Consider the following 25776-nt stretch of genomic DNA (forward strand, 5'->3'; position numbering starts at 1 on the left):
CCCGATCTTCCCGCGTCGCATGCTATAGTCCCTGCTTTCGCTTTCAGGAGGTTGAGAATGAACACGCCCGACGCCGTTGTTGTACTCTGCACCGCCCCGGATGAAGCCACCGCCCAGGATCTGGCGGCCAAAGCGCTGGCGGAAAAACTCGCCGCCTGCGTGACGATCCTCCCCGGAGCGACCTCACTCTACTACTGGGAGGGCAAGCTGGAGCAGGAGTATGAAGTGCAACTGCTGCTGAAAACCGACGTCGCGCATCTGGACGATCTCTTCGCCTGCCTGAAATCGCATCACCCTTATCAAACCCCTGAACTGCTGGCGCTGCCGGTTTCTCACGGAGAGCACGACTACCTCACATGGCTCAACGCATCCTTACGCTGATCCTGCTGTTATGCAGCACATCCGCTTTCGCCGGGCTGTTCGACGCGCCCGGCCGCTCTGACTTTGTGCCTGCCGACCAGGCGTTCACCTTTGATTTTCAACAGCATCAACATGACCTGACGCTCAACTGGCAGATGAAAGAGGGTTACTACCTCTACCGCCAACAGATCCGCGTCACGCCAGCGCAGGCGCAGATCGGCGCGCTCGAACTGCCCAAAGGCGAGATGCATGAAGATGAGTTCTACGGCAAAACCGAGATCTACCGCCAGAAGCTGAACCTGCCGCTAAGCATCGCGCAGGCGGGGAAAGGCGCGACGCTCACCGTTACCTATCAGGGGTGTGCCGATGCCGGTTTCTGCTACCCGCCGGAGACCAAAGTGGTGCCGCTGATGGAGGTCGCTGCCGCGCCGGTGGTCGAACCCAAAGCCGCACCAACGACTGAGACCGCGCCCGACCGCCCGTTGCCCTTCTCCGCCCTCTGGGCGCTGCTGATCGGCATCGGTATCGCTTTCACCCCCTGCGTATTGCCGATGTACCCGCTGATCTCCGGCATTGTGCTCGGTGGCAAACAGCGCCTTGCCACGCCGCGCGCGCTGCTGCTGGCCTTTATCTACGTGCAGGGGATGGCGCTGACCTACACCGCGCTGGGGCTGGTAGTTGCCGCCGCCGGGCTGTCGTTCCAGATCGCATTGCAACACCCTTACGTGCTTATCGGCTTGTCGCTGCTGTTTAGCCTGCTGGCGCTGTCGATGTTCGGCCTCTTTAACCTGCAACTCCCCTCCGCGCTGCAAACCCGCTTAACGCTGTGGAGCAACCGCCAGCAGGGCGGCTCCATCGGCGGCGTGTTCGCCATGGGGGCGATTGCCGGGCTTATCTGCTCGCCCTGCACCACCGCGCCGCTCAGCGCCATCCTGCTCTATATCGCCCAGAGCGGGAACCTGTGGCTCGGCGGCGGCACGCTCTACCTTTACGCCCTCGGCATGGGCCTGCCACTGATTCTGGTTACGGTGTTCGGCAACCGCCTGCTGCCGAAAAGCGGGCCGTGGATGGAGCAGGTCAAAACCGCCTTTGGCTTTGTGATCCTCGCCCTGCCGGTCTTTTTACTGGAGCGCGTGCTGGGCGAAGCCTGGGGGCTGCGGCTCTGGTCATTGCTCGGCGTCGCCTTCTTCGGCTGGGCCTTTATCACCAGCCTCAACGCCACGCGCCCCATCATGCGGGTGCTGCAAATCACCCTGCTCGGCGCGGCGCTGGTTTGCGCCCGTCCATTGCAGGACTGGGCCTTCGGCGCGCCGGCGGCGCATACCGCAGCGCCTTTGGCCTTCACGTCGGTGAAAACCGTCGACGACCTTAACCGGGCGCTGGCGCAGGCCAACGGTCGGCCTGTCATGTTGGATCTCTATGCTGACTGGTGCGTGGCCTGTAAAGAGTTTGAAAAGTACACCTTCAGCGACCCAAAGGTACAGGCAACGCTGAAAAACACGCTGTTATTACAGGCCAACGTGACGGCCAATGACGCGCAGGATGCCGCGCTGCTGCGCCATCTGAATGTGCTGGGGTTGCCGACCCTGCTCTTTTTTGACGCGCAAGGGCGAGAGCAGCCAGCTTCCCGGGTGACCGGGTTTATGCCTGCCGACGCCTTTGCCGACCATTTGCGCAAACGCGCCCCGTAAACAACACTTGGTGGGGAAGTTTGACGCAGTAACGGAGGAGACCACTGTGCAACGCGAAGACGTTTTAAGCCAGACATTGCAACTGCTTGAATTACGAGGCATTGCGGACACCACTCTTGAAATGGTTGCCGAGCGCGTCGACTATCCGCTGGAAGAGTTCCGCCGTTTCTGGCCCGATAAAGAGGCGCTGCTCTATGATGCGCTGCGCTATTTAAGCCAGCAGATCGATACCTGGCGCCGCCAGTTGCTGCTGGATGAGAGCCTCAACCATGAACAAAAACTGCTGGCGCGTTACGCCGCGCTGACCGAGTGCGTGAGCAACAACCGCTATCCGGGCTGCCTGTTTATCGCCGCCTGCACCTTTTTCCCCGCGCCGGATCACCCGATTCACCAGCTGGCGGATCAGCAGAAGCTTGAAGCGTACAACTTCTCCCATAAGCTGCTGAACGAGCTGGAGGTGGACGATGCGGCGATGGTGGCGAAGCAGATGGAGCTGATCCTGGAAGGGTGTCTCAGCCGCATGCTGGTCAACCGCAGCCAGGCGGATGTCGACACCGCCCAGCGGCTGGCAGAAGATATTCTGCGCTTTGCCCGCTGCCGCAAGGGTGGCGCGCTGACCTAAGCGCTCAGCAGCCCCGCCCACGCGGAGATAAACAGACCCAGCGCCATCACGCGCTGGAAGGTGACGAGCGAGGCCGGGGTGCGAAAGAGCCGGTTCACGGCTTTGCCCAAAAGCGCCCAGCCGAACAGGCTCATCACCGAGATAATGAAAAAGAGCAGCGCCATCACCGAGACCTCGCGCAGCGGATGACCGCTGTGTGGGGCAAACAGGCTCACTACCGCTAACGCCATCATCCAGGTTTTCGGGTTAATAAGTTGCAGTATCGCCGCCGCGCGCGCGGTGAACGGCTGCTGCGCCTCGCCGTGCAGATCGGTGGCTGGTGCCCGGAACAGCTGCCAGCTCATCCAGCTTAACCACACCACGCCTGCCCAACTCATCACCGTTCTCACCATTACGTGATCCTGCAACACCTCCCCTGCGCCCGCGCCGGAGAAGAAGACAATCGCGCTGGCGGCGGCACAGCCGCTTATCACCGCGGGCAGCGTGGCTTTGACGCCGAAGCGCTGACTGCTGGTGAGGATCAGGATATTGGTCGGGCCGGGAGTGATCGACGCGACAAAGGCAAAGAGTAAGTACGGCAGGAGGGTATACAGCAGGGTCATTGTCAGGCTCCTTAGGATATGAGCCTGTCAATGTCGCGTTATTTGTGGCCGTCGTCTGGAAGGTTTGTGCACAGCCTGCGGTAGTGCGCAGGAGAGATACGATAAGCGCGCTGGAACCAGCGCCCGAGGTGGCTCTGATCGGCAAATCCCACGGCGGCAGCAACATCGGCGGGCTGATCGCCTCGCGCCAGCTGCGCCCGCGCAGTGGTAAGGCGCAGTTGAACAAGCCAGGCGTGCGGGCTTAAACCGAACTCGCGCTTAAAGCAGCGCGTCAACGTAAAGCGATCGGTGCCTGTTTCGCGCGCCAGGTCCGTTAAGCCAATATTGTCGCCGATATGCGCGTGAAGATAATCCCGCGCGCGGTGGGCAATCGCCACGCTCTGGATCTGCGTCGGGATGCGTTTGCGCCACTGGCAGTGGTGCGTCAGCTCGCCAAGCAGGGCATCCATCGTCCCCTGCTGGACAATGCGCATCTCATCGCTGTGCAGCGCAGAGAAGGTTTGCGCAATGGTGCGAATCAGCCGCGGTTCGCGCGCAATAGTGTGGGAAAAGTGCAACGCATAGCTGGAGGGCACGGCGTCATACAAGCCGCGCAGGGTGGTGTTGAGCCAGCGGTCGTCGAGGTAAAAAGTGAGATAGGTGAATCCGCCCTCTACCGGCGCATCGCCATCGTGGATCTCGCCCGGCTCGAGTAAAAAGGCGTCACCCGGTCGGCTATGGTGCCGCTCGCGGCGGCAGTGAAACTGCTGGGTGCCAGACAGGGTGATGCCCACCAGGTAGCTGTCATGCCAGTGCGGGTCAAACGCATGCCCTTCAAAATGGGCGCGGATGGTCTCAATCCCCGTATCCGCATGCTGTCGCAGCTCAAGCCAGTCTTTAGACATTTCGCCTCCGTATACTATCGAAAAATAGCATTCATCAACGCTATGTAAAAGTCTGGAAGATTTGTGCAGCCGCCGATTTTCGGCGCGGTTTTGCGCGTTTTGCCGCAAAGTTGAGCAACTGAAAGGGATTTCGGGAAATTTGGTTGACGCCCACGGGCGATTACGGTTTAATGCCGCCCGTTGCCCGGATAGCTCAGTCGGTAGAGCAGGGGATTGAAAATCCCCGTGTCCTTGGTTCGATTCCGAGTCCGGGCACCACTTATTCAGAGAACCCAGCCTATGGCTGGGTTTTTGCTTTTCTGCGACCGGACTCTCCATCGAACTTCGTTCGATTATTCGCCGCAAGCGGCTCACCCCTTCGGGGCCAGCGCGACAAGCGCGCTGTTCAACGCCTTCGGCGTTAGTCCGGGTCCGGGCACCACTATTTAAAGAACCCGCCCAAAAGGCGGGTTTTTGCTTTTCTGCGACCGGACTCTCCATCGAACTCCGTTCGATTATTCGCCGCAAGCGACTCACCCCTTCGGGGCCAGCGCGACAAGCGCGCTGTGAGAGGAATCGGTTTTGTATCGACACGCAGACTCTAAAAGTTTTATCTCCCTTACTCATCATATAAAAAATTAAATTTGTACAGCACTCAATCTTAATCATGTCGCTATTAATTGAGACCTATTTATTCTTTAGATATTAATTTGTTTTGTAATAAACCTTGTATTCCATCACCTCCATATTTAAGAGTAACATCCCCGACAATGTTTTGGAGGAAATATAAACCATCATTTGCTCCCAGGAGGATTGCAGTTATTTCCAGGCTTATTACTCTAAGAAATTTAAAAAGTTATTCTTGAACCTCTACTAATAAATTCCTTAATACACCTCTTGCTCTGGAAAAACGAGCATCATCTCCAGTTGATTTAGCAAGATTAGTTACTAATATAGTAAGATAGCGCCTCGCCTAAAAAATCAGACAGTAACGTAGTAACGACCAACACTTCTTTTTTCGTTTTGAGCCCTGACAACTAATTTCACATTATATTAATGATTTACTTCTTCAGGATGAACTTTATTGCTCAGTAAGTTTAATATTTATATTGGAATAGATAGCCCCAGAACAAAAACACCTCTAACCAGTAACTCCTTGCCGTTAGGGAAATGAATTTCCGGCAGCATATTTTATTTACCAGAGGAAACAACACCAATACCACATTTTTAATTTGCGTGGTCTCCTTAGGAACTAAAATTCATCATGCAATCTTAGTGAAGCACTTGGCAGCAAGGTTTTTCATAATAATATTGCCCAATATAGCAGGCATCATGCCCCACCCTTTTTTAAATAAACCCCTTGGGTTTTAATAATCTCCTTACTTTACAATAAATTAATCAATGAAAATAAACTTCCGGCCTGTGAATATAGTAGCGGAAAAGTTTATGGTGAAAGCAGACTTTATAAATTGCAAATCCAAAAAATGTAAATACGGGCAAAATCAATTACCCGTAATTTTGATGATTCATTTTTTTGAAAACGGATAAAGGCACTCATTAAATACCTTTTCTTTTATAGACTCATCAAGCAGTCTGCCGGTTTCCTGCTCTTGCTTCTGTATCTTTGATGAAATAAAATTTTCGTTTATTTTATGAGGCTTACTATAAAAGTTTTTTGCATGCTCACCTAGATCATCAATATCGATTAACTTTGAAAAAGCAGAATTAATCAAGGGACTTCCTGCATACATCAATGACTCTGTTTCTTCACAAGAAAACTTCAAATACATAATTGCTTTTTTCAAAGCCACGACTTCACCTTGATTTAGCATCAGTACTTTATCTTTATCATCAACCACACCCGCCTCCTCTCGATTTCATCTGTTCGTGCGTCATTTTCCACCGCTGATCATATGATAAATGAGATACCGTGTCATAAGGATTTTTACCTGCATGAAGTATATCCCTCAATTTCAATCTGCCTGAGTGAATATACTCTAACTCAGAGCTCCGAGCAATTTTAGACATCTGCGAAGCATCAGCTTTAAAAACAATAGAATAGTCACCTCGCCCCGGATGAGAAACGTCATTTATAAATGATATCTCTCATAGCATCTTTGGGAGACATTAATATATCTGTAATATAAACTTTCCCCCGCGAATTTGCTTCAATCACGCCGCTATTCATTATACTGTCAAACCCTGCTTTATCCGTATAATGAATAAAGATATCCTCACCACTTAACCCCCACGGGTCAATCCAGCCCTGCGGATTAGGCGCATACTGATAAAGATTCCAGCCCCCAGCTAACCCTATAGGGTCCTGAACAATGAACCTTCCCGTTGGTGGGTCGTAATAGCGGAACAGGTTGTAGTGCAGCCCGGTTTCGCTGTCTGCATACTGCCCGGCATAGCGCAGGGGCTGGTGTGTAAGCGCGGTGTGCTGCGCCAGCCGCGTGAAGCCGTCGGTCTGATGACGGACCTCGCCGAAGCTGCCGTACCGACCGCTCCAGCGGAGGTTGCCTTCTTCGTCTGTCACTTCCAGCGGCGCACCGTTCAGGTCGCTACTGAACCAGTAGATTTCCCCGGCCTTGTCCTCCCGCAGATGGTCGACCCGCGCCAGCGGGCTCCAGACCTCGTTCGGGTCGTAAATATAGGTGCTGCACTGCCCGCCTTGATGCTGCTCCTGCAAAAGGCGGTAACCCTGCCAGAGGAAGCGGCTTTCATGGGTGCCGTGACCGGTGGTGATCGTCTTGCGGATGCGCCGGCCAAGCGCGTCATAATGGTAGTGCGCTTCGAAGCGCCCCTGCGGCCCCGTTCCGCGCGCGGATACAAGACGGTTTTCGGCATCATACGTGTAGTGCTGCTCATACAGCCCGCTGCGCCTGCGCGTCAGGTTGCCCCACGCATCGTACTGCATAAACAGGTTCTGCCAGTGCTGCAGGCGGTTATCCGTGACCGGGGCGTCGTTCGCGGCCAGGTTATCTGCCGCATCATACGTAAAGAGCGCACTGCTGTTGCCCTGGCGGGACTCGTAATGCTTCAGCAGGCGGCCTTCAGCGTCGTAACCGTAATTCACCTCGCCGCGCAGGGTGTCGCTGACGCCCGCCAGCTCGCCAGCTCGCCACGTCCGGTGTAACGGTAGAGGCGCTCCAGTATCGCCTGCTCCGGCAGGGCCACCTCGGTGATAAGTGTACTGCGCTGCGCAGTGCGTCTGCCGAGGCTGTCGTAACTGCGGGACTGTTCGCGCGCGCCCTGAGTACGGCTCACTTCCCGGTGCAGACGGTCGCGGGTGAATTCAGTGACCAGCTGCGACCCAAAACGGATGGCGCTGACGTGACCGGAGCCGTAGTGCAGCCAGGAGAGTTGCTGCCCGCCGGGCAGGGTCAGATTTGTCAGATTGCCCAGTGCATCCCATGCATAGCTGAGTTCGCCGTTAACACCAGACTCATTTACCAGGCGACCTGCTGCATCGCGGGTAAAGGCGATGTCATCGGATTCAATGCCCAGGGCAACGCCTTCGGCAGTCGGGATGCGCCGGATACGGGTGAGCTGGCCGTTCAGGTCGTGGTCATAGCGGTACTCCGCATGGCGGGTAGCGCGTGCGGTCAACAGGCCACTTTCATCATAACTGAAGGTTCGTCTACGCCGGGCGATGCCGCCATCGACGGCAGGCCTGCCATTTTCATGCAGTTCGCTGAGGAAGCCACGGCTGTCCCATATCATCTGGCGCGACGTGTCGTCCGGGCGGATTTCGCTGAGCGGACGGCCTGCGGCGTCGTACGTAAAGCGGTATTCTCCGCCATTGCCGTTTTCGAGTCTGAGCAGGTTGCCGCGCCGGTCGTAATGCCAGCGCCGGGTACGCCCGATGCGGTCGATGATGCTCACCGGCAGGCCGAGCGGGTTATAGTCCCAGCGCACCTCGCTCTCCAGCGGATCGCGCCAGGCGGCAAGCTGGCCGCGAGCGTTCCAGTGTAATGTTTCGCGGCTGCCGTCCGGGCGAATAACGGCTGAAAGTTGTCCCGCGCTGTTCCATTCGCGGCGGGTGACGTTACCCTCTGCATCCTCACTCGACAGAAGCTGCCCGAATCTGTCATAGCTGAAACGCGTGACGCTGCCGGAGCAGTCGGTGCGGCTTGTCAGCAGTCCCTGACGGTTCCATGCCAGCCGCACCACTCCGCCTGTCGCATCGGTGATACTGTCCGGTAAAGGTTCTTCATCATCCGGGTAGTGGTAAGTGGTCCGGTTGCCTGCGGCGTCGGTTTCCGAAAGCAGGCGTCCCCGCAGGTCATACAGGCTCTGCTCTGTCGTGCCGTCCGGCCAGACCGTGCGGGTGAGGCGGTCGGAGGCGGTACCAGTAATATTCCGTCTGCCGCCCGGCCGGGTCCGTCTCCTGGACCATGCGCCCGTACCTGTCCCACCGGCTCTGGCGCATGGCACCGCCCGGCAGGATGACATCACACAGTTCGCCGTCGCGGTAAATAAAGGCGGTCTTCTGGCCATCGAAGTCGGTGAAGGCGGCGACGTTGTCATCGTCATCAATCAGCCAGTGCGCCTGCGCCCCGTCATCACGGATGGCCCGGCGGGTGCCGTTGTCAAAATCATACTCAAAAGTTAGCTGCTCACCGCCGCTGTGGCGGAAAGCCGTTACGCGCGCCAGACCGGCAATCTCCTGCCAGCGGTATTCGCTCACCAGGCCGTTTGCATCCTCGTGGGCACACATCAGGCCGCCCTGCCAGCGGAACCGCCTGCGCACGCTACCGCCCCGGCCGGTCACTGAGACCAGCTGGCGCTGTTCGTCATAAGCATAACTGACCAGACAGATCTCATCATTCAGCCAGGCCCCGGCAAGGCGGTCGCCCTCATAGCGGCAGACCACGCGCTGCCCGGCGCTGTCCGTCAGGGCATGCAGGGTGAGGTTATCGTTCCACTCGAAGAGGATATCGTTGCCGCAGGGTCCGGAGATGCGCTGCAGCAGGGAGGGTTTATCGCACTCAAGCGGGGCGTAGTGCCAGCGTTCGCCGCTGATGTCATACACCGACCTGGCATCGTCCTGATGGTGCTCCAGCCAGCGCTTTTCAGCTTCGCAGTAGGTCCGGTACCCCTTCGGCACCCGCGGGAAGGAGACATAATCCCCGGTCGGTGCCCGCCACACCAGCCCCTCCTGGTAACGCTCAAGACGAGTTTCCCAGAAAAGATTCCAGCCGCGGCCGAGCACGCTGTCGCCCGGGTTACCGCTGCGCCAGTAACGCTGCCAGCGCACCGGCAGACGCGACGGCAACACAAAGTCCAGCTCGTCGTCGCCGCTGAGAAACTTCTGCCCACTGATGATATCCACCGGGCGGGCAATAATTCCACCCGCCGCGATGGCGGTCAGCATCGCGCCGAAGCGGCAGGCGATGCGGCCGATTTTGCTGATACCCGGCAGTTTCGACAACAGCTTACCCACCGCGCCGACCTTACCGGCCGCGTCACCCCAGCCGCCAGCCAGCCCGGCAAACAGCAGGGTCAGGTCTGAAATCTTGTACAGCACTTCGGGGACTTCCGGGGTAATTGACAGGGTCTGCTCCGGGTCGCCGCCAATACGGACGTTGCCGGAGCCGGTCATCACCTTCGCATCACAGGTGGTGCGGTCCCCGATACGGGCGGCAGGCAGGCCATTGATGTAAACACGGGAGGATCCTTCCGCCATCTGCTGCGAGCCGTCGTCATCGCAATCCACCATGCTGTCCGTGGCAATAGCGGCGGGCTTACCGTTGATAAAGACGTCAGGAGAGCCGGTGGTGATGACGCCTTTCTTCGTCATGTTCTCCGCCATACTTCCGGCAATGCCGTCGCGCACCCCGGTCGCCACCTCCCCGGCGAGAAAACCGACTGCGAGACTGGCACCGATAAGCAGTACACCGATGCCCAGGCAGGAGGCACCGATGCCTGCGACCATCAGCGCACCGGCCGCGATGCCGCCCAGCGCCGCAATCGCGCCGCCGACAAGGGTGCCAACAATCATGCCGGCCAGCGCGCCGGAATGGCCTATATCATCACCGACATACGCGGCTTCAAACTTAGCAACAATCCTTGTTAAGCGTGGAAACGGAAACTTTTGAGAACGGAAAGAAGCAGCGCACGATCGGCGTCGTTTAACGCCCGCACGGCGGACATCGTGAACACCAGAATATGGTCAGCGGAGGGGTTAAACACCGCCTGCTGCTGAAAGGTGCGTTTACCGTCACGCAGGTAGCTGGCATGAATGGTTTCGCCGGTTGCCAGGTTATCGCCAAGCACAGCCTCTGTGCGCTCGCCCGTTTTCCAGCCCTTGAGATGTTTCGCCATCAGCGCCATCTGGCGGTCGATATAGGCCGCCAGCGTTTCGCCGGGATTATGCGTGTCGCGGGAGATATTGAGCGCCGGTGCATCCGCGCCGGGCGGCGTGAACACATTGACGGTGCGGTCCTGATAGCCTTCAGGAAGGGTGACCTGGCCTTCAGTAAACAGGCAGGGCTGAGCGGATTCTGACATAAAGTGCGTCCTGTCACAGGTTCAGAAAAATGGATTTTCGCACAGGGTTTGGCTGAAAACCAGACGCGAAATTGAGAGTTCCCGCGCAGATATTATTCCCCGATGAGGTACAGATATGGCCTGTAACCTTCTTGCGTTAACGCGGTGAGTTCATTATCAACCTCACCCGTGCATTGATGGTGTCTATTCTTATCTGAGAGGGAATTCGTGATGAGCGTACCGCAAACCAAAGCTGAACTGCTTTCCGCTATCGATAAAAATTTCGCTAAATTAATCAGTTATCTAAATAACATCCCACCGGAAATCACGTCAGAGCTTTCCATGGAGGGTCACGCGAAAGGAACAGCGATGAGCGTGCATAACCTGGTCGCCTATCTGCTCGGATGGAACAAGCTGGTCGTGAAGTGGATAACCAATGATGCCAAAGGCCTGCCCGTAGATTTCCCGGAAACGGGGTACAAGTGGAACCAGTTGGGTCTCCTCGCGCAAAAGTTTTACTCGGATTACAGCGCGTTAAGCTATGGCGAACTGATTGAAGAACTGCAACGCGCCAAAAGTGAAATCGTCCAGCTTATTGATGCGCGCACGGACGAGGTTTTGTATGGAAGACTGTGGTACACGAAATGGACGATGGGCCGGATGATCTCGTTTAACACCGCCTCGCCGTACGCCAACGCGAATGGGCGTTTAAGGAAGTGGGCGAAAGATAATCATCTGTTTTTAAAGTGATTATCAGCGTTATTAAGTGGACACTAACTCCCTAAAATTGTGGTGTTGGTGTCCACTTAATTCCAGATTCAAAGCGCGCTCAGCACCCCTTCTTTCACCGCTTTTACCGCCTGCTTCATCTGCTTTAACTCATGCCGCAGGGCATGCTCGTTGTCGTTATCGGGGATCAGCACAATGCAGTCTCCGGCGATTTTCACGCTGACGCCTTTGCCGGTGGTGAACCCGGCCTCTTTCAGCCATTTGCCGCTCAGGTTGAGGCAAGGCGTGCTGGTATCGCCCTGATTGGGGGCATAGCCGACGGTGTAGCGGCGTTCGGTTCTAGGGGACGGGTGAGTCTGGGTAGGGGTCGTAGCCATAAGGGCAGCCTCCAGTAAGTGAAATTTGAGCCGCCACCGAAGAGACCAATCTTATGGCGGCGGACCGGACGGAGTTGGTCTTACCGGCCTTACTGGACACCGGCGCGTCTTGCGACGCCCCCGCCCGGCCCGCCATTGAGGCGTAACCGTACGCGCGACATAAAGAAGACGCAATACGCGTCGTATGTCGACAGTAAGGGTTTCAGGAGACCAATCCCGGCACCTGATTTTGCAGGTGCCGGTGAAAAATAGCGCTGATGCCCAAAGCCGACAAGCGGTTTTACTTCTTCCTGCAAAACAAAGCGTTATTCCGGAATTTGCCTCGCAAAATGGGTGTTCTCCCCCTGCCCGCGTTTGCACGCAGCCGGGATCGCTCTTCAGAACATCGTGTTGGCGTTGGCGGACTTCTCCGGCACCGACTGAATGATGTCCCAGTGTTCAACAATTTTCCCGTTGCTCACACGGAAGATATCCATCACCGCCTGGCCGCGATCTTTACTGTCATTGGTCGAGTGAACCTGCAACCAGACTAAATCGCCGTCGGCAGCGCTACGCACAATCCGCGCGGCAGAGTGCGGGTTCTCTTTGAAGAAACCGGTGAAATAATTCACAAACGGGGCTTTGCCGTCCGGCACATCGGGGTTGTGCTGGCGGTAATGCTCATCAACCACCTTCGCGGCCTCTTTCACCTCGTGGCGGTTGAAGAATTTATCATAAAAATCAACCACCAGCTGTCTGTTAGCCTCTTCTGTCGCCACATTGCGCGCATTTGCCGCAGGGGCCGCTACAGCGCTGCCAGACGCGATCAGAACTGCCGTTAACAGCGCACCGCTAATAAACTTTTTCATTGTGCTCTCCTTTAGTACATTACCTTTGGTCACAAAAATAGACCGTTAAGAACGCGGATGGTACATTGCCCGCAAAACCTCAACAAGAGGTCAAAATTAAGGTACTTAGTCACACGAAGCTGACTATTGGCGGCAAAAGAGAGATAACGAATGAGCGACAACGACCAGAATGATATCGCCGAATTTGGGCAACCCTGCCCAATCCGCGATGTGCTTAACCAAATCGGCGATCAGTGGAGCCTGCTGATTCTGGAAGCGATGACGGAACGCACGCTGCGCTTTAATGAACTGAACCGGGAAATTGGCGACATCTCACGCCAGATGCTCTCCCGCACGCTAAAACGTCTTGAAACAGACGGTTATGTCAGCCGCACCGTTTATGCGGAAGTGCCGCCGCGCGTGGAGTACACCTTAACGCCGCTGGGGAGATCGTTCCTGGAACCGATGCAGAAACTTATTCAGTGGGCGGATGAAAATCATGCTGATATCTGCCGTTCCCGCCGACGCCAGCATGAACAGCAGCAGGAGTAGGCGCAGTGGCTATCTCCGGCTCTCCCAGCCATACTCCGAGTAGTTTTGACCAACATTGATAGCCTCCAGCGCCTGGCGCACATAAGGAATGGTCTGCTCCGGCAAGGCCGCAAGCCTTTGCCAGCCCATCTCACTGTGTTTTTCCGGCTCGGCGAGAAAAGGCGTGCCCTGCCACTGGCGGCAGATAAAATAGTGCCCCATCCAGGAGCGATCTTCTGTCCACACATGCATGGTATGCGCCAGCTGCATATCGTCGGCAGCCGCTTCAACGCCGGTTTCCTCTCGCAGCTCTCTGGCGGCAGCAGCTGCAAGGGTTTCACCCAAATCAAGACCACCTGCGGGCAGGCTGTAATTCCCATCCATCCAGCCGGTCTGCGATCGCCGCAGCATCAGGAGATCATCTCCGCGCAATAGCAGCACAAACAGGGCAATCGAAAGGTGGTAGCGCTCTCTGCTCATCGTGTCTTGATCCATAATTGAAGTACTGATTTTTTATACAGCCATTCACCGCAGGAATGAAACTACCATTTTTGGTCTCGAAACGGCTGGCGCGGTTGCGTAAGGTAAACGTCCATTTCAGGAACCAACAGGGGCTATTTATGAGCAGATTTGAAGGCAAACGCGTGTTGATCACCGGCGGCACCAGCGGGATGGGGCTGGCGGGTGCACAGCGCATCGTCAGCGAGGGTGGCGAGGTCGCCATCACCGGGCTGAACGAAACGCGCCTGGCTGAGGCCCGCAAGCTGCTGCCCGCCTCATCGCTGATCCTGAAAAGCGACGCTGCCAGCGAAGTGGATATCGAGACGCTGGCGACGGCGATCAGGCAGTGGGGATCCCTCGACGGCCTGTGGCTGAACGCCGGTTATGCCGAAGTCGGCGCGCCAGAATCGGTCACCGCCGAGAGCTTTAACCGCATGATGAATGCCAACGTGCGCGGCCCAATGCTCCAGCTGGCGGCGCTTTCTGGCGCATTAAATTCCGGCGCGTCAGTGCTGGTCACCGCCTCCTCCTCCGTCTACGAAGGCGCGGCAATGACCAGCCTCTATGCCGCCACCAAAGGCGCGATCGTTGCGATGGTCAAGAGCTGGGCCAGTGCGCTGGCACCGCGCGATATCCGCGCCAACACGCTGGTGCCGGGGCCGATTGAGACCAACTTCAGGCACTTTATGCCCGAAGAGTCGCGCCAGCAGTTCGAAGATTTTGTAGTAGGCCAGGTGCCGCTCCGACGTGCCGGTACCGCACAGGAAGCCGCCGCCGTCGCGCTCTTTTTGCTCTCGGATGATGCCTCATACGTCACCGGCAGCCAGTACGCGGTGGATGGCGGGCTGGTGCATTACTGATTCGATAAGTGTCTTAACGTGCTGAAAACCAGAATCCGCTGCTAAGGCGGATTTTTTTCATCTTCGTCGCCCGTTCTCAACCATTTGTCTTTTCCCCCTTTTCAGCCGATAGTCTCTTTTTCTCTGTTACCGAAACGGACATTCGTATGCTCAAGAGCGTTAACCGCCCTGCGCTGTACGGCGCAGCGCTGATCCTGTTACTGATCCTTATCTACACCGGACTCTTTACCCATGACCGCGCCACCTGGCTGATGGAAGTGATCCCGGTGATGATCGTGGTGCCGCTACTGCTCGCTACCTGGCGGCGTTACCCGCTGACTGCCCTGCTTTACACGCTGATTTTCTTCCACGCTATCATCCTGATGGTTGGCGGGATGTACACCTATGCCAAAGTGCCTGTTGGCTTTGATGTGCAGCACCTGTTTAACCTTAGCCGCAACCCATACGACAAACTTGGCCACTTCTTTCAGGGGCTGGTTCCGGCGCTGGCGGCGCGGGAGATTTTACTGCGCGGGCAGTACGTACGTGGTGGCAAGATGCTCGACTTTATCGTCTGCTGTATTGCGTTAGCCATCAGCGCCACCTATGAATTAATTGAGTGGTGGGCCGCGCTGGCAATGGGCCAGGGGGCGGATGACTTCCTCGGTACGCAGGGCGATCCGTGGGATACCCAGTCGGATATGCTCTGCGCCCTGCTCGGCGCGCTGACCACCGTGCTGCTGCTCGGGCGCTGGCACAAACACCAACTCAATCTCTGACCCCAGACTGGAGCCCACACCTGACGACACCTATACTGCGGGCTATCCCTTCTTAATCGCTGAACGCCTATGACGACGCAACTTCTCACCCGCGACTGGCGCCTGCCGGCGGCGCTTGCGCTGCTGGCGGCAGGGCTGGTCGCCGCTTTCGCGCTGCACACGCACTGGGGCGCTTTTTTGCAGTGGTGCCTGGCGGCGCAAATCACTCTTCATCGCTACCTGGTGATGTACCTGCTGCAACTCAATAACCATCAGTACAGCGGCGGGCTGTGGCTGCTGACCGGGGCGTTCTTCTACGGCGTGCTGCACGCCATCGGGCCGGGACATGGCAAATTTATTGTCGCCACCTATCTCAGCACCAATAAAGAGAGCGAGGCCGCCGCGCGCATGGTTCCGCTGCTCGGCAGCCTGATGCAGGGCGTCAGCGCGATCCTGTTTGTCTTTATCCTCGCGGTCGGGTTTAACCTCGCCTCGGGCGATCTCAGCGAAAGCCGCTGGTATGTCGAGAAGATCAGCGCGGTGCTGATTGGCGGCTTCGGGGCCTATATCATCTGGCGTGCGGTGAAGAGCCTGCAACCGCGCGCGCTGCGCATCCGCTCCCTGACACATGTTCACGACGCGCAGTGCGGCTGCGGTCATCACGGCGTTGGCGTGTCGACGCAGGGCGACTGGAAAACCCGGCTGGGGGTGATCCTGGCGATTGGTGCGCGGCCGTGCAGCGGAGCCATTATGATTTTGCTCTTCTCCAATGCGCTCGGCATTGTCACGTGGGGAATGGCGGCGGTGATGACCATGGCTTTCGGCACAGCGCTCTCGATCATGGGGCTGTCGCTGGCGGTGCGTTATGCGCGTAACCGCACGGCAGCCTTTTTTGGCAGTGAGTCAGGTCGCTTACGCTGGCTGGTTCCAGGGCTTAAGATCGCGGGTGGCGTGGCGCTGATGCTCTTTGCGCTGGTGCTGTTTTTAACGGTGATCCCGGTGAGTGCCAACGGGGATTATATTGCGGCAGGGTGTTAAAAAACCCGGAGGGCTAAGCCGTCCGGGTTTTATTTAGTTACTCGTCAATCTTCGGATGCTGCTGCACCAGGCGGGAGCGTTTCTCCTGCAGCTGGGCAATCTCTTCATCCAGATCTTCGATTTTCTGTTCGATGTTGTCGTGATGTTCTTGCAGAATTTCACGCGCTTCCTGCATATCCGACGCTGCCGGGGTTGCCCCTTTCAGCGGCAGGTTCGCCGTCTCTTTCATCGTCAGGCCGGTAATCAGGCCAATCACCGCGATCACCATCAGGTAGTACGCTGGCATCATCAGATTCGTTGAGGTCTCCACCAGCCAGGCGGTCAGCGTTGGCGTCAGACCCGCAATCAGGATGGAGATGTTAAAGGCGCTGGCGAGCGCGCTGTAACGGATATGCGTCGGGAACATCGCAGGCAATGTGGAAGCCATCACGCCGGTGAAGCAGTTAAGGATCACCGCCAGCAACAGCAGGCCCGCGAAAATCATGCCGGTCACGCCGCTGTTGATCATGCTGAAGGCCGGGATCGCCAGCGCCAGCAGCGCGATACTACCGATCAGCACAAACGGGCGGCGACCGAAGCGGTCACTCAGCAGACCCATCACCGGCTGCACAAACAGCATGCCGATCATAATGGCGATGATAATCAGCACCCCATGATCTTCCGAGTAGTGCAGGTTATGCGACAGGTAGCTCGGCATATAGGTCAGCAGCATGTAGTAGGTGACGTTGGTGGAGATCACCAGACCAATACAGGTCAGCAGGCTGCGCCAGTGTTTGCTGGCAATCTCTTTAAAGGAGACGCGCGGCCCTTCCTGTAGCCCTTCGCGGTCGCCCTGCTCGAGCTTATCGACATGCTGCTGGAACGCCGGAGTCTCTTCCAGCGCATGACGCAGGTAGAGGCCAATCAGGCCCAGCGGCAGTGCCAGGAAGAACGGAATACGCCAGCCCCAGTCGAGGAAGTTCTGCTCGCCGACAATCGTCGACAGCAACACCACCACGCCCGCGCCGAGGACAAACCCGGCGATAGAGCCGAAGTCCAGCCAGCTGCCCATAAAGCCGCGTTTACGGTCCGGGGAGTATTCGGCAACGAAGATCGACGCACCGGTATACTCGCCGCCGACGGAGAAGCCCTGCGCCATCTTACATAACAGCAGCAGAATCGGTGCCCAGATGCCGATCGACTCATACGAAGGTATAAGCCCGATAGCAAAGGTACTGACGGACATGATCACTATCGTGATCGCGAGGATTTTTTGCCGTCCATATTTATCCCCCAGCATGCCGAAGAAGAGGCCGCCAAGTGGACGAATCAGGAACGGAACGGAGAAGGTACCGAGCGCGGCTATCATCTGCACGCTGGGGTCTGCATCGGGGAAGAACACTTTGCCAAGTGCGTAGGCCACAAAGCCATAAACACCGAAATCGAACCACTCCATCGCGTTACCTAACGACGCGGCGGTGATGGCTTTACGCAGTTTCGCGTCGTCAATAATCGTGACGTCGCGTAGCGTTATCGGTTTGATTTTTTTCCTTTTTAACATCTCTGTTTTCCTCTTAAGACTCTCGCCCTGTATCGCCCGTTTACCCATCCATGGCAGGCGTTTTTTATCGGCCTTGCGGCCATTCTTTCAAGCGTAGCAGGTTTACTTACACTAACTGTTCAAAGCCTGTACAACCGAACCTGTTGACGCCTGTTGGGCAGTGAATGAGCGAATTACCCTATCAGGGTTTATAAATGTGATCAAATTCACATAGTTGTAACCGGTAATCATCAACCACCGTTTTTACCTCACTTTTTGCCTCATTTCAAAAAAGCGCGATCGGCTTTCGACCCACCTTTTTACAAGCCATTTACATCGAAAATAAATAAAGAAACATCGATAAATGTTTACGCGAATTCTGTGATCGGTGTAACTAAAACACTGTTTCATTCTTATTGAATAGATATTCCAATCGCCTCATGATAGCCCCACTAATAGCAGCGTTAAGGGCTAACTCGTCGGTGTCGACGAGCCTGTTCAGGCCGCTCCGCCGCCGCCCGTCATCAATGCGCTGGCTTCTGAATGCTTTAAATCTTTGAAACATCGAATGATTCATTTTTAGCTTCCTCGTTCATCTGAATGACGAGTCGTGAGGATTGTGTATGAAAATTAAGGCCACGATTGAACGTATTCCTGGCGGGATGATGTTAGTTCCGCTGCTGTTAGGTGCCATTCTTAATACCCTGGCACCCGATACCGGTGCCTATTTTGGCTCCTTTACTAAAGGCATGATTAGCGGAACGGTACCGATTCTGGCGGTATGGTTTTTCTGTATTGGCGCCTCGATTGATCTTCGCGCGACCGGCACGGTGCTGCGCAAATCGGGCACGCTGGTGCTGACAAAAATTGCTGTCGCCTGGCTGGTGGCGATGATTGCCGCTTCCTTTATTCCTGATACCGGCATTCAGACCGGCTTTTTCGCCGGGCTGTCGGTGCTGGCGATTGTCTCGGCAATGGATATGACCAACGGCGGGCTCTATGCCAGCCTGATGAACCAATACGGCAGTAAAGAGGAGTCGGGGGCATTTGTCTTGATGTCGCTGGAGTCCGGCCCGCTGATGACCATGGTGATCCTCGGCTCCGCTGGCCTCGCCTCGTTTGAACCGCACCACTTTGTCGGCGCGGTACTGCCGTTCCTGATCGGTTTTGCTCTCGGCAACCTCGACCACGATCTGCGCGCCTTCTTCAGCAAAGCGACGCCGGTGCTGATCCCCTTCTTCGGCTTCGCGCTGGGTAACACCATCAACCTGAAAGTGATTATGGAGACTGGTCTGCTGGGGATTTTCCTTGGCGTGGCGGTGATTATCATCACCGGTATTCCGCTCATCCTGGCTGACCGTTTGATTGGCGGCGGGAATGGTACAGCGGGCGTGGCGGCCTCTTCCGCAGCGGGTGCGGCAGTGGCTAACCCGGTGATCATCGCCCAGATTAACCCGGCCTTTGAACCGGTTGCTGCATCAGCGACCGCGCTGGTCGCCGCGAGCGTAATTGTCACCGCCATCCTGGTGCCGATTATTACCGCGCTCTATGCACGACGCTTCGGCAAGGTGCCAACGCCGGAAGAGATGGCGGCGCGAACCGAGTCGACGAGCCACTAAAGGTCGTCGAAAACCTCATCGACCATTGCCGTCGCCAGACGGGCTGCCGAGCAGAGCCTCGGCATCCCCAACGCGACGGGCTGCCAGCTCTGCGTCACCGACCAGCAAATCGGGTGGCGCTCTGCATCACACCAGTCCCCCAGCCAGCCCAGCAGATCTTTATACTCCATCACCCCTGGCGTCGACGGCGCGGCGAGCCATTGATGATAGAAGTGGCGCGTCCCCTGCGACGCATCAATGCCCTGCGCCAGAAACTCTGCCGCCATCACCCGCAGGTTATCTTTCAGCATCGTCGCCACATCTTCATTCGCCAGGCGGCAGGCATCGCCAAATGCCCCCCAGCGCAGCTCCTCCAGCGCGACGTAGCAGCGTCCGGCCATCGACCAGCCGTTGTAGCTTCCCGCCCGCCAGTGGGTAAAAACTTGTTCACTGTGATGACCGGCCTGCACCGCCAGCCCGCGCTGCGTCAGCGCTTTCTCCTTAAACGCCGCGCGCTGGCTAAAGTGCTCCAGCAAAACGTCGTATTGCTGCTGCGCGCCGGGCGTGACGCCGCCGGGACGCCGCTCGGCGTGCTGCATCGCCTTCAGCCGCTGCGTAATGCGCGTCAGCGCCAGATAACCGGGATCGAGCATGCTCGCCAGTTTTTCTGCCAGCCCGAGCCGCAGGGCGTCGTTCTCCTCAAGCTTGCCGGAGATCGCCCACGGTCGCAGCTGCGTCTGGGCCATGATCTCCTGCGCCAGCCGCTCACGGAAAATCTGCTGCTGTGGCGCGATCGTCGTCTGACGCGGCGCGTCGATGCCCTGCACCAGATCGACAATAAATTTCGGATGAATAGATTCCAGCACCCGGCCAGGGCCGTCGAGCAGTCGATTTTTCATGGTTGCTCCGCCGCGAAGAGCGTCTGGATATCGTCGCGTAGCAGCCGCGCGTCTTCATGGATCCAGTGCGCCGTCCTGATACAGTGCAGTAAATGGCGACGCAGCGCGCTGACCGAGGACTCGTTCTGCTGGCGGATTGCCATGCTCTCGCGCAGGCTCTCCTGCAACCCGGAAAGACTCTGGGAGAACTCAGCAAAAAAGGTCGCCATCCCGGCGGTGACGGAGACATCAACCTGCGCGCTTAGTGCTTTGCGGATCTGCTCGCAGAAGTGCGCCACATGGGCGGTCAGCTTCTGATGCAGCGTGCCGAGGTCAATCACATACCGGGTGCGCGTCGCCACATAGTCATCCCAGCCCCAGTTGGGGTTGTTGAGCCAGCGCGAGACCGTTTCGCGCACGCCGCCAATGCGGCTGGCCTGCGCGGCGCTGGTCTCTTCCGGCGCGATGACATTGTTAAACAGCGTGCGGGCATTAAAGTTGAGCGTGCTCGGCTGAAACGCGGGAAAAGAGATGCGGGCACGAAAACCGGCATGGCTCAGCTCCGCTTTGATGCGCGTTTCGATTGGGCGCATGGCATCGTTCAGCGAGCGCGTCAGCGTATTCTCCAGCTCATCAAAACGCAGCGCCAGTTCACGGCTGATGCGCTCCTGCGCCGCCAGCAGGATCGTCTCGCAGGCGGAGCGCATTTTGCTCAGGGCGATCTGCGCCTGGCCTTCATCTTCCAGCACCAGCTGGCCGGGGCTTAAGCGCTCATCAAGGCGTAAATCGGCCTGGCTCTCGCTGGCCATCGCCATCAGTTGCCCATCATGGAACCAGGCGTCGATCGCTTCGACAATTTCAAACTGCTGGCCGTTGATAAAGATCTCTGCCGCCGCGAGTGCCTCTTCCACTTCATGATCGACCTCATCACGCACCCGCGCCTGGCTGGTGCGCAGCAGGGTCATATCCTCTTCCAGCCGGACGATATTCTGCTCCAGCTGCTCATAGGCGACGGTCAACCCCTGATAGCGGAAATCGAGATACTCCCGCGCGCTCTGGGTGTAGTTGAGGAGCTTATGCGAGGCGGATCGCAGCGCATAGAGAGAAGCGTTGGCGTGAGCCGCGTGCAGCAAGTTGCGGATCGGCAGCTCAAATAGCGAATCCTGCCACAGTAGATCGGCGGCGTGACGAATATGTTCAGTATCATCCAGATCCGCCATGCGCCAGCGCCGACCGAGCGCCGCTTCGGCAAAGTCCTGCACCCAGGGCTGATCGTTTGGATCGGGCAAGCGCCCCTTTTTCTGCAACTCATGACGGGCGCGGTTCGCCAGGTAGCCCCACATTGAGGAGACCGGGTAGATCTGCGTCGGTGTGATATTGCCTTTCATTAAGGTGCCAGAGATAAGCGCGCGAACCTGGTGCTCATCGTCGCTGTTGCGATCTTTTTGATCGAACTTATTCACCAGCGCGTAGAGCGGAACCGAGCGGCCAACGGCCGAGATCGCCTGGCGCACCTCTTCATCGGAGATCGATTTCAGCTGGGTGTAATCCATCACCGCCAGCACCGCCGAGGCGCGTGCCAGCTGCTCGCTAAGCATCTTCTGTAAATGGGGCTGCCCGGCTTCGTTCGGCCCCGGTGTGTCGAGCAGAGTCAGCTGACCGAGGTTGCTCTCCAGCCCCGCCAGATGGACAAACTCCACTTCAATAACCGGAATATGTTCAATCGCCGCGTAGGCCGAGAAGGGAAAATCGACGCCCAGCGCTTTCGACAGGCGTACAAGATCATTGAGGCTTTTCAGGCAGTGGAAGATCGGCTGCGCGCCGAGATAGTGCTTATCAAACGCGTCGCCCTGCGCAATGCGCGCCAGCAGTGAGTCCATATCGCGATCGATCTCAATCTTCTGCGCCAGCTTGCCGCGATCGTAATTAAACAGCCGCGTCTGCAACTGCTGCGCAAGCGCATCAATCGGGCCGACGTGGGAGAAATGGAGCACAGGCTCTTTCTGGCCGGGGGTATGGCGGATCAGCGTCGGCAGCGCCGTCATCGGGCGGTTGCGGTTCGGCAACACTTCTGTGCCGACAATCGCGTTGATGGTGGTCGACTTGCCCGCTTTCATGGTACCGACAATCGCCAGCACCATCTCCAGCCGGGTAATTTTACGCAGTTCGTTCTGTAAGGTCGCCTCTTGCGCCTCAACGCCGCGGGTGCTGAAGTGCAGAGGCATCACGTTATTATTTTGCGCCGCGCCGCTGATATTTGTCTCATCAAGCGCCGCCGTCGGCATTTTTTTCAGAGCCAGCAGGTTGTGCAAAGAGAGTTGTAACAGCCGTTCTGCTTCCTGACTTAATTCAAATATTGTTTGTGTGTGCATGTCAAAAGTCTTTCCTTAACGCAAATTTTCTTTGTTTTATTTAGCCGTGGAGTTTTATTAGTGAAGTTTCGGCTTTTATAATTACGTGTAGAAAATATCTTCGAAAAGATAAACACCTGATGGCATTCGGGAAAATAATAATTTCCCCGTAAAAAGGAACAGCAATAGTACTCTGGTCTTTAAAAACCAAAGGGTTAGAGCTTAGCGCATTTTTATGAATAGCCAGGATATATCATCATTGATTTACCCACCCGATCTGAGAGGTAATTATTCGCCGGGAATGGCGCATTTAACAGGTGTGACAGCCTGGTTACAAATAACACCGGTTGCTAACTGTCACCATATCTGAATTAGTAAATGCTGGCAATTTCAACCAGCAAATATTGCAATTATCACACATAAGTAGATTCTCAATGATGTGATGAGATAAGCATCGCTTAAGCGAATGTCAGAGGGTGTCGCGAGGGCTGTCTTTTTATCTTCGGGATTAAAAAAATAATAACAACGGCAACTGTACGGTTTTGCTGTATAATCGCGCCCTTTCAGGCACTGCGCCTTTTGTGCCGGTAAACATCCGGCTCTCTCTGCTCTTGTTTGAGGTAACCCCTATGCAACTTCCCCACTGCCCAAAATGTAATTCCGAATACACCTATGAAGATAATGGCATGTTCGTTTGCCCGGAATGCGCCCACGAGTGGAACGATGCCGAACCCGCGTCGGTGAGCGATGAATTAATCGTCAAAGACGCAAATGGTAATCTGTTAGCCGATGGCGACAGCGTGACCGTAATTAAAGACTTGAAAGTAAAAGGCAGTTCTTCAATGTTGAAGATCGGCACCAAAGTGAAGAATATTCGTCTGGTGGAAGGCGACCATAATATCGATTGCAAAATCGATGGCTTCGGGCCAATGAAACTGAAATCGGAATTCGTTAAAAAGAATTGATGATTCGCCGGCGGTGTTTACCGCCGGGTGCACCACCGAAACAGGGAGCCGATCGCGGCTCCTTTTTCTTTTTTCATCCTGGCGCAATCAATACATAACCCAATTGCAACATTCCCCTGGCACTCTGGAGGCACATTAACTGAGTCTGCGGGGGAATGATGACTATCCACTTATCCAGACATCCGACCAGCTTCCCAACACGTTACCAGGAGATCGCCGCCAAACTGGAGCAGGAGCTGCGTACCCACTATCACTGTGGCGACTGGCTGCCCGCCGAACAGCAGCTGGCCGCGCGCTTTCAGGTCAACCGCCACACTCTGCGCCGCGCCATCGATCAGCTGGTCGAAAAGGGCTGGGTGCAGCGCCGCCAGGGCGTTGGCGTGTTGGTGTTGATGCGCCCGTTCGACTACCCGCTCAATGCGCAGGCGCGTTTTAGCCAGAACCTGCTCGATCAGGGGAGCCATCCCACCAGCGAACGGCTGCTGGCGGTATTGCGCCCGGCCTCCGGTCATGTCGCCGATGCGCTCGGCATTACCGAAGGCGATAACGTCATTCATCTGCGCACCCGTCGCCGGGTGAACGGCGTCGCGCTCTGCCTTATCGATCACTACTTTGCTGACCGCCAGCTCTGGCCGCTACTGCAAGAGTTTGATAGCGGGTCGCTGCATGACTTTCTGCGCGATCGCGTCGGTCTTGAGCTGAAGCGCACGCAAACGCGCATCAGCGCCCGCCGTGCGCAGGTGAAAGAGAGCCGCTGGCTGGAGATCCCCAATATGGCGCCGCTGCTCTGCGTGCGTACCCTTAACCACCGTGACGGTGAGATCAACGCGACGGAGTACTCCGTCAGCCTGAATCGCGCCGACATGATCGAATTTACTATGGAGCACTGAATGCAGGTTGATACCCCTACGCGCCACACCGGCCGGGTCGAGGCCTCTGTTCCGGTGCGCGGAGAGAATGCATGACACTACAACCCGCCTTCGCGTCGGCGGTTCACGACGCTCAGCACGCCTTTCGTCGCCTATTAAAAGCAATGAGCGAGCCGGGGGTGATTGTCGCCCTGCCGCAGCTGAAACACAGCTGGCCGCCGCTCAACGCAGCCACCACCAGCGTTCTGTTAACACTGGCAAACAGCGACACGCCGCTGTGGATCGCAAACGCGCTGGATAACGATCTGCTGCGCCAGAACCTGCGCTTTCACACCCAGGCACCGCTGCTGGAGACGCCGCAACAGGCGCTCTTCGCCATTGCCGACAGCACCCTTAACCATCAGCAACTTAGCGCCCTGCCAGTGGGTCAGCCGTTAAACGCAGAGAGCAGCGCGACGCTGATTTTACAACTGCCTGCGCTCAGCGGCGGGCGGATGCTGCGCCTCACCGGCCCTGGCATTCAGGAGGAGCGGATGATCGCCCCGCTGCTGCCGGAGTGCATCACCGATGAGTTAACCGACCGTCCACACTCGTTCCCGAGCGGAATCGATGTGATCCTCACCTGCGGCGAACGCGCGCTGGCGATCCCGCGAACCATCCTGGTGGAAGTGTGTTGATGGGGTAAGAATGACCTTAAACCGGGTGTGAGGCGCTGCACGACTTATCCTAACGCATATCAGATATGCCCTCGATCAAGGGATGATGAAAAACCCGCTGCCGACGGGGCCTGAAGCAGGTTATGATGGCCTGCGGATTGTGCTGGATTAGACTGACCATTGTGGCTATATTGCGTCCCGCAACGCCCGGCAACGCCGGGGCGGAAAGCAGCCAGTATGTGGTCGTTTGTAGGATGAAGCGGACAGACTCGCACCAGAGGGTTGCCAGAAAATAACGCAACCGGGTCTTAATACCCGCGTATGACACGACGTAGTGCGCTCAGCGCGGCTTGATGAGTATCGACTTGCATGAATGTGCTTTTTATTTGTAGCCGGAACCAATGGCGCAGCCCCACCGCTGAGCAGCTGTTTCGCCGCTATCCTGGGCTCAATGCCCGCTCCGCCGGTATGCAACGCCAGGCAAAAAAAACCGTTTCGCCCGCGATTCTCTCCTGGGCAGATGTTATCTGCGTGATGGAAGAGGAGCACAAAGAGCGCCTGCTGACCGACTATAACCGTCTGGTGCAGCATAAACCGCTGCATGTGCTCAATATCCCGAATCACTACGCCTTTATGGACCCGCAGCTGGTCGCCATGCTGGAAGATATTGTTCCCGAACGGCTAGGGCTGCGCGTCCCTGCCTAAGC

At 56.8% G+C, this 25776-nt stretch carries 23 protein-coding genes, 1 tRNA gene and 2 pseudogenes; 15 read left to right on the plus strand and 11 right to left on the minus strand.

Annotated elements, in window-relative coordinates:
- Positions 1-57: 57 nt before the first annotated feature.
- From cutA to EH164_RS20355, 3 genes are read left to right on the plus strand one after another with little or no spacing between them, the layout of a single operon-like run.
- Positions 58-381, plus strand: coding sequence for a divalent cation tolerance protein CutA (cutA, locus tag EH164_RS20345; protein WP_023478491.1), 324 nt, complete (start codon positions 58-60; stop codon positions 379-381).
- Entirely contained in the window at positions 357-2051 is a 1695-nt protein-coding gene (locus tag EH164_RS20350; protein WP_124970482.1) for a protein-disulfide reductase DsbD, read from the plus strand. Before cutA ends, EH164_RS20350 begins: the two co-directional genes overlap by 25 nt.
- A 46-nt stretch (positions 2052-2097) precedes the next feature.
- The gene (locus tag EH164_RS20355) at positions 2098-2673 is read left to right on the plus strand and encodes a transcriptional regulator (protein ID WP_042718485.1); all 576 of its coding nucleotides are present in this window, start codon (positions 2098-2100) and stop codon (positions 2671-2673) included.
- On the opposite strand, the gene EH164_RS20360 is transcribed toward EH164_RS20355, so the two are convergent.
- Together EH164_RS20360 and EH164_RS20365 are read right to left on the minus strand one after the other, a co-directional pair.
- Entirely contained in the window at positions 2670-3275 is a 606-nt protein-coding gene (locus tag EH164_RS20360) for a LysE family translocator (RefSeq protein ID WP_124970485.1), read from the minus strand. The genes EH164_RS20355 and EH164_RS20360 overlap by 4 nt on opposite strands.
- A 38-nt stretch (positions 3276-3313) precedes the next feature.
- The gene (locus EH164_RS20365) at positions 3314-4159 is read right to left on the minus strand and encodes an AraC family transcriptional regulator (protein ID WP_124970488.1); all 846 of its coding nucleotides are present in this window, start codon (positions 4157-4159) and stop codon (positions 3314-3316) included.
- A gap of 182 nt (positions 4160-4341) precedes the next feature.
- On the opposite strand from EH164_RS20365, the gene EH164_RS20370 reads away from it, so the two are divergent.
- A tRNA-Phe gene (locus tag EH164_RS20370) sits at positions 4342-4417 on the plus strand.
- Between the two features lie 1247 nt (positions 4418-5664).
- Here EH164_RS20370 and EH164_RS20380 read toward each other — a convergent pair.
- From EH164_RS20380 to EH164_RS20390, 3 genes and pseudogenes are all read right to left on the minus strand, one after another.
- The gene (locus EH164_RS20380) at positions 5665-5997 is read right to left on the minus strand and encodes a hypothetical protein (protein WP_164483632.1); all 333 of its coding nucleotides are present in this window, start codon (positions 5995-5997) and stop codon (positions 5665-5667) included.
- Positions 5998-6377: 380 nt separating this feature from the next.
- A pseudogene (locus tag EH164_RS20385) lies at positions 6378-10145 on the minus strand (RHS repeat-associated core domain-containing protein); the annotation flags it as partial.
- A 71-nt stretch (positions 10146-10216) separates the two neighbouring features.
- Positions 10217-10654 (minus strand): DcrB-related protein, encoded by a 438-nt coding sequence (locus EH164_RS20390; RefSeq protein ID WP_124970491.1) that lies wholly within the window; start codon positions 10652-10654, stop codon positions 10217-10219.
- 210 nt (positions 10655-10864) lie between these two features.
- Here EH164_RS20390 and EH164_RS20395 point away from each other — a divergent pair, with 210 nt between their 5' ends.
- Positions 10865-11383, plus strand: a complete 519-nt coding sequence (locus tag EH164_RS20395; RefSeq protein ID WP_124970494.1) for a ClbS/DfsB family four-helix bundle protein — start codon at positions 10865-10867, stop codon at positions 11381-11383.
- Between the two features lie 68 nt (positions 11384-11451).
- On the opposite strand, the gene EH164_RS20400 is transcribed toward EH164_RS20395, so the two are convergent.
- Together EH164_RS20400 and EH164_RS20405 are read right to left on the minus strand one after the other, a co-directional pair.
- Entirely contained in the window at positions 11452-11739 is a 288-nt protein-coding gene (locus EH164_RS20400) for a SymE family type I addiction module toxin (RefSeq protein ID WP_124970498.1), read from the minus strand.
- 377 nt (positions 11740-12116) lie between these two features.
- Complete coding sequence (locus EH164_RS20405) at positions 12117-12587, minus strand: ester cyclase (protein WP_054803059.1); 471 nt, start codon at positions 12585-12587, stop codon at positions 12117-12119.
- Between the two features lie 150 nt (positions 12588-12737).
- Here EH164_RS20405 and EH164_RS20410 point away from each other — a divergent pair, with 150 nt between their 5' ends.
- The gene (locus EH164_RS20410) at positions 12738-13118 is read left to right on the plus strand and encodes a helix-turn-helix domain-containing protein (RefSeq protein WP_124970501.1); all 381 of its coding nucleotides are present in this window, start codon (positions 12738-12740) and stop codon (positions 13116-13118) included.
- A 9-nt stretch (positions 13119-13127) separates the two neighbouring features.
- Here the strand turns inward: EH164_RS20410 and EH164_RS20415 are convergent, their stop codons facing one another.
- Positions 13128-13577 (minus strand): NUDIX domain-containing protein, encoded by a 450-nt coding sequence (locus EH164_RS20415; protein ID WP_124971629.1) that lies wholly within the window; start codon positions 13575-13577, stop codon positions 13128-13130.
- A gap of 140 nt (positions 13578-13717) precedes the next feature.
- Here EH164_RS20415 and EH164_RS20420 point away from each other — a divergent pair, with 140 nt between their 5' ends.
- The 3 genes from EH164_RS20420 to EH164_RS20430 all read left to right on the plus strand — a co-directional run bounded on the left by EH164_RS20420 (position 13718) and on the right by EH164_RS20430 (position 16233).
- Positions 13718-14458: an SDR family oxidoreductase gene (locus tag EH164_RS20420; RefSeq protein ID WP_124970504.1), complete on the plus strand. Its 741-nt coding sequence runs from the start codon at positions 13718-13720 to the stop codon at positions 14456-14458.
- Positions 14459-14604: 146 nt separating this feature from the next.
- Positions 14605-15216, plus strand: coding sequence for a DUF2238 domain-containing protein (locus EH164_RS20425; protein WP_124970507.1), 612 nt, complete (start codon positions 14605-14607; stop codon positions 15214-15216).
- A 69-nt stretch (positions 15217-15285) separates the two neighbouring features.
- Positions 15286-16233, plus strand: a complete 948-nt coding sequence (locus EH164_RS20430; protein WP_124970511.1) for a nickel/cobalt transporter — start codon at positions 15286-15288, stop codon at positions 16231-16233.
- A 37-nt stretch (positions 16234-16270) separates the two neighbouring features.
- Here EH164_RS20430 and proP read toward each other — a convergent pair whose 3' ends face one another.
- The gene (proP, locus tag EH164_RS20435) at positions 16271-17773 is read right to left on the minus strand and encodes a glycine betaine/L-proline transporter ProP (protein WP_124970514.1); all 1503 of its coding nucleotides are present in this window, start codon (positions 17771-17773) and stop codon (positions 16271-16273) included.
- A 602-nt stretch (positions 17774-18375) separates the two neighbouring features.
- Here proP and kdgT point away from each other — a divergent pair.
- Positions 18376-19371 (plus strand): 2-keto-3-deoxygluconate transporter, encoded by a 996-nt coding sequence (gene kdgT, locus EH164_RS20440; protein WP_124970517.1) that lies wholly within the window; start codon positions 18376-18378, stop codon positions 19369-19371.
- Here the strand turns inward: kdgT and EH164_RS20445 are convergent.
- Both EH164_RS20445 and crfC read right to left on the minus strand, forming a co-directional pair.
- On the minus strand, positions 19368-20249 hold the full coding sequence (locus EH164_RS20445; protein WP_124970520.1) for a diguanylate cyclase regulator RdcB family protein: 882 nt from the start codon (positions 20247-20249) through the stop codon (positions 19368-19370). The genes kdgT and EH164_RS20445 overlap by 4 nt on opposite strands.
- Entirely contained in the window at positions 20246-22600 is a 2355-nt protein-coding gene (gene crfC, locus EH164_RS20450) for a clamp-binding protein CrfC (RefSeq protein ID WP_124970523.1), read from the minus strand. The genes EH164_RS20445 and crfC overlap by 4 nt, the downstream gene beginning before the upstream one ends.
- Before the next feature lie 608 nt (positions 22601-23208).
- On the opposite strand from crfC, the gene EH164_RS20455 reads away from it, so the two are divergent.
- The 5 genes and pseudogenes from EH164_RS20455 (at position 23209) to EH164_RS20470 (ending at position 25774) form a co-directional block, all read left to right on the plus strand.
- The gene (locus EH164_RS20455; RefSeq protein WP_023478448.1) at positions 23209-23544 is read left to right on the plus strand and encodes a zinc ribbon domain-containing protein YjdM; all 336 of its coding nucleotides are present in this window, start codon (positions 23209-23211) and stop codon (positions 23542-23544) included.
- Positions 23545-23708: 164 nt separating this feature from the next.
- A complete protein-coding gene (phnF, locus tag EH164_RS20460) occupies positions 23709-24434 on the plus strand; it encodes a phosphonate metabolism transcriptional regulator PhnF (RefSeq protein ID WP_124971632.1) in 726 nt (241 codons plus the stop codon).
- Positions 24435-24505: 71 nt separating this feature from the next.
- On the plus strand, positions 24506-25090 hold the full coding sequence (gene phnH / locus EH164_RS20465) for a phosphonate C-P lyase system protein PhnH (protein WP_124970526.1): 585 nt from the start codon (positions 24506-24508) through the stop codon (positions 25088-25090).
- Positions 25091-25121: 31 nt separating this feature from the next.
- Positions 25122-25241, plus strand: a pseudogene (gene phnP, locus EH164_RS22950) (phosphonate metabolism protein PhnP); the annotation flags it as partial.
- A 197-nt stretch (positions 25242-25438) separates the two neighbouring features.
- A complete protein-coding gene (locus EH164_RS20470) occupies positions 25439-25774 on the plus strand; it encodes a low molecular weight protein tyrosine phosphatase family protein (protein WP_124970528.1) in 336 nt (111 codons plus the stop codon).
- Positions 25775-25776: the final 2 nt, after the last annotated feature.

This window comes from Kosakonia sp. CCTCC M2018092, from assembly GCF_003864115.1.
GTDB lineage: Bacteria > Pseudomonadota > Gammaproteobacteria > Enterobacterales > Enterobacteriaceae > Kosakonia > Kosakonia cowanii.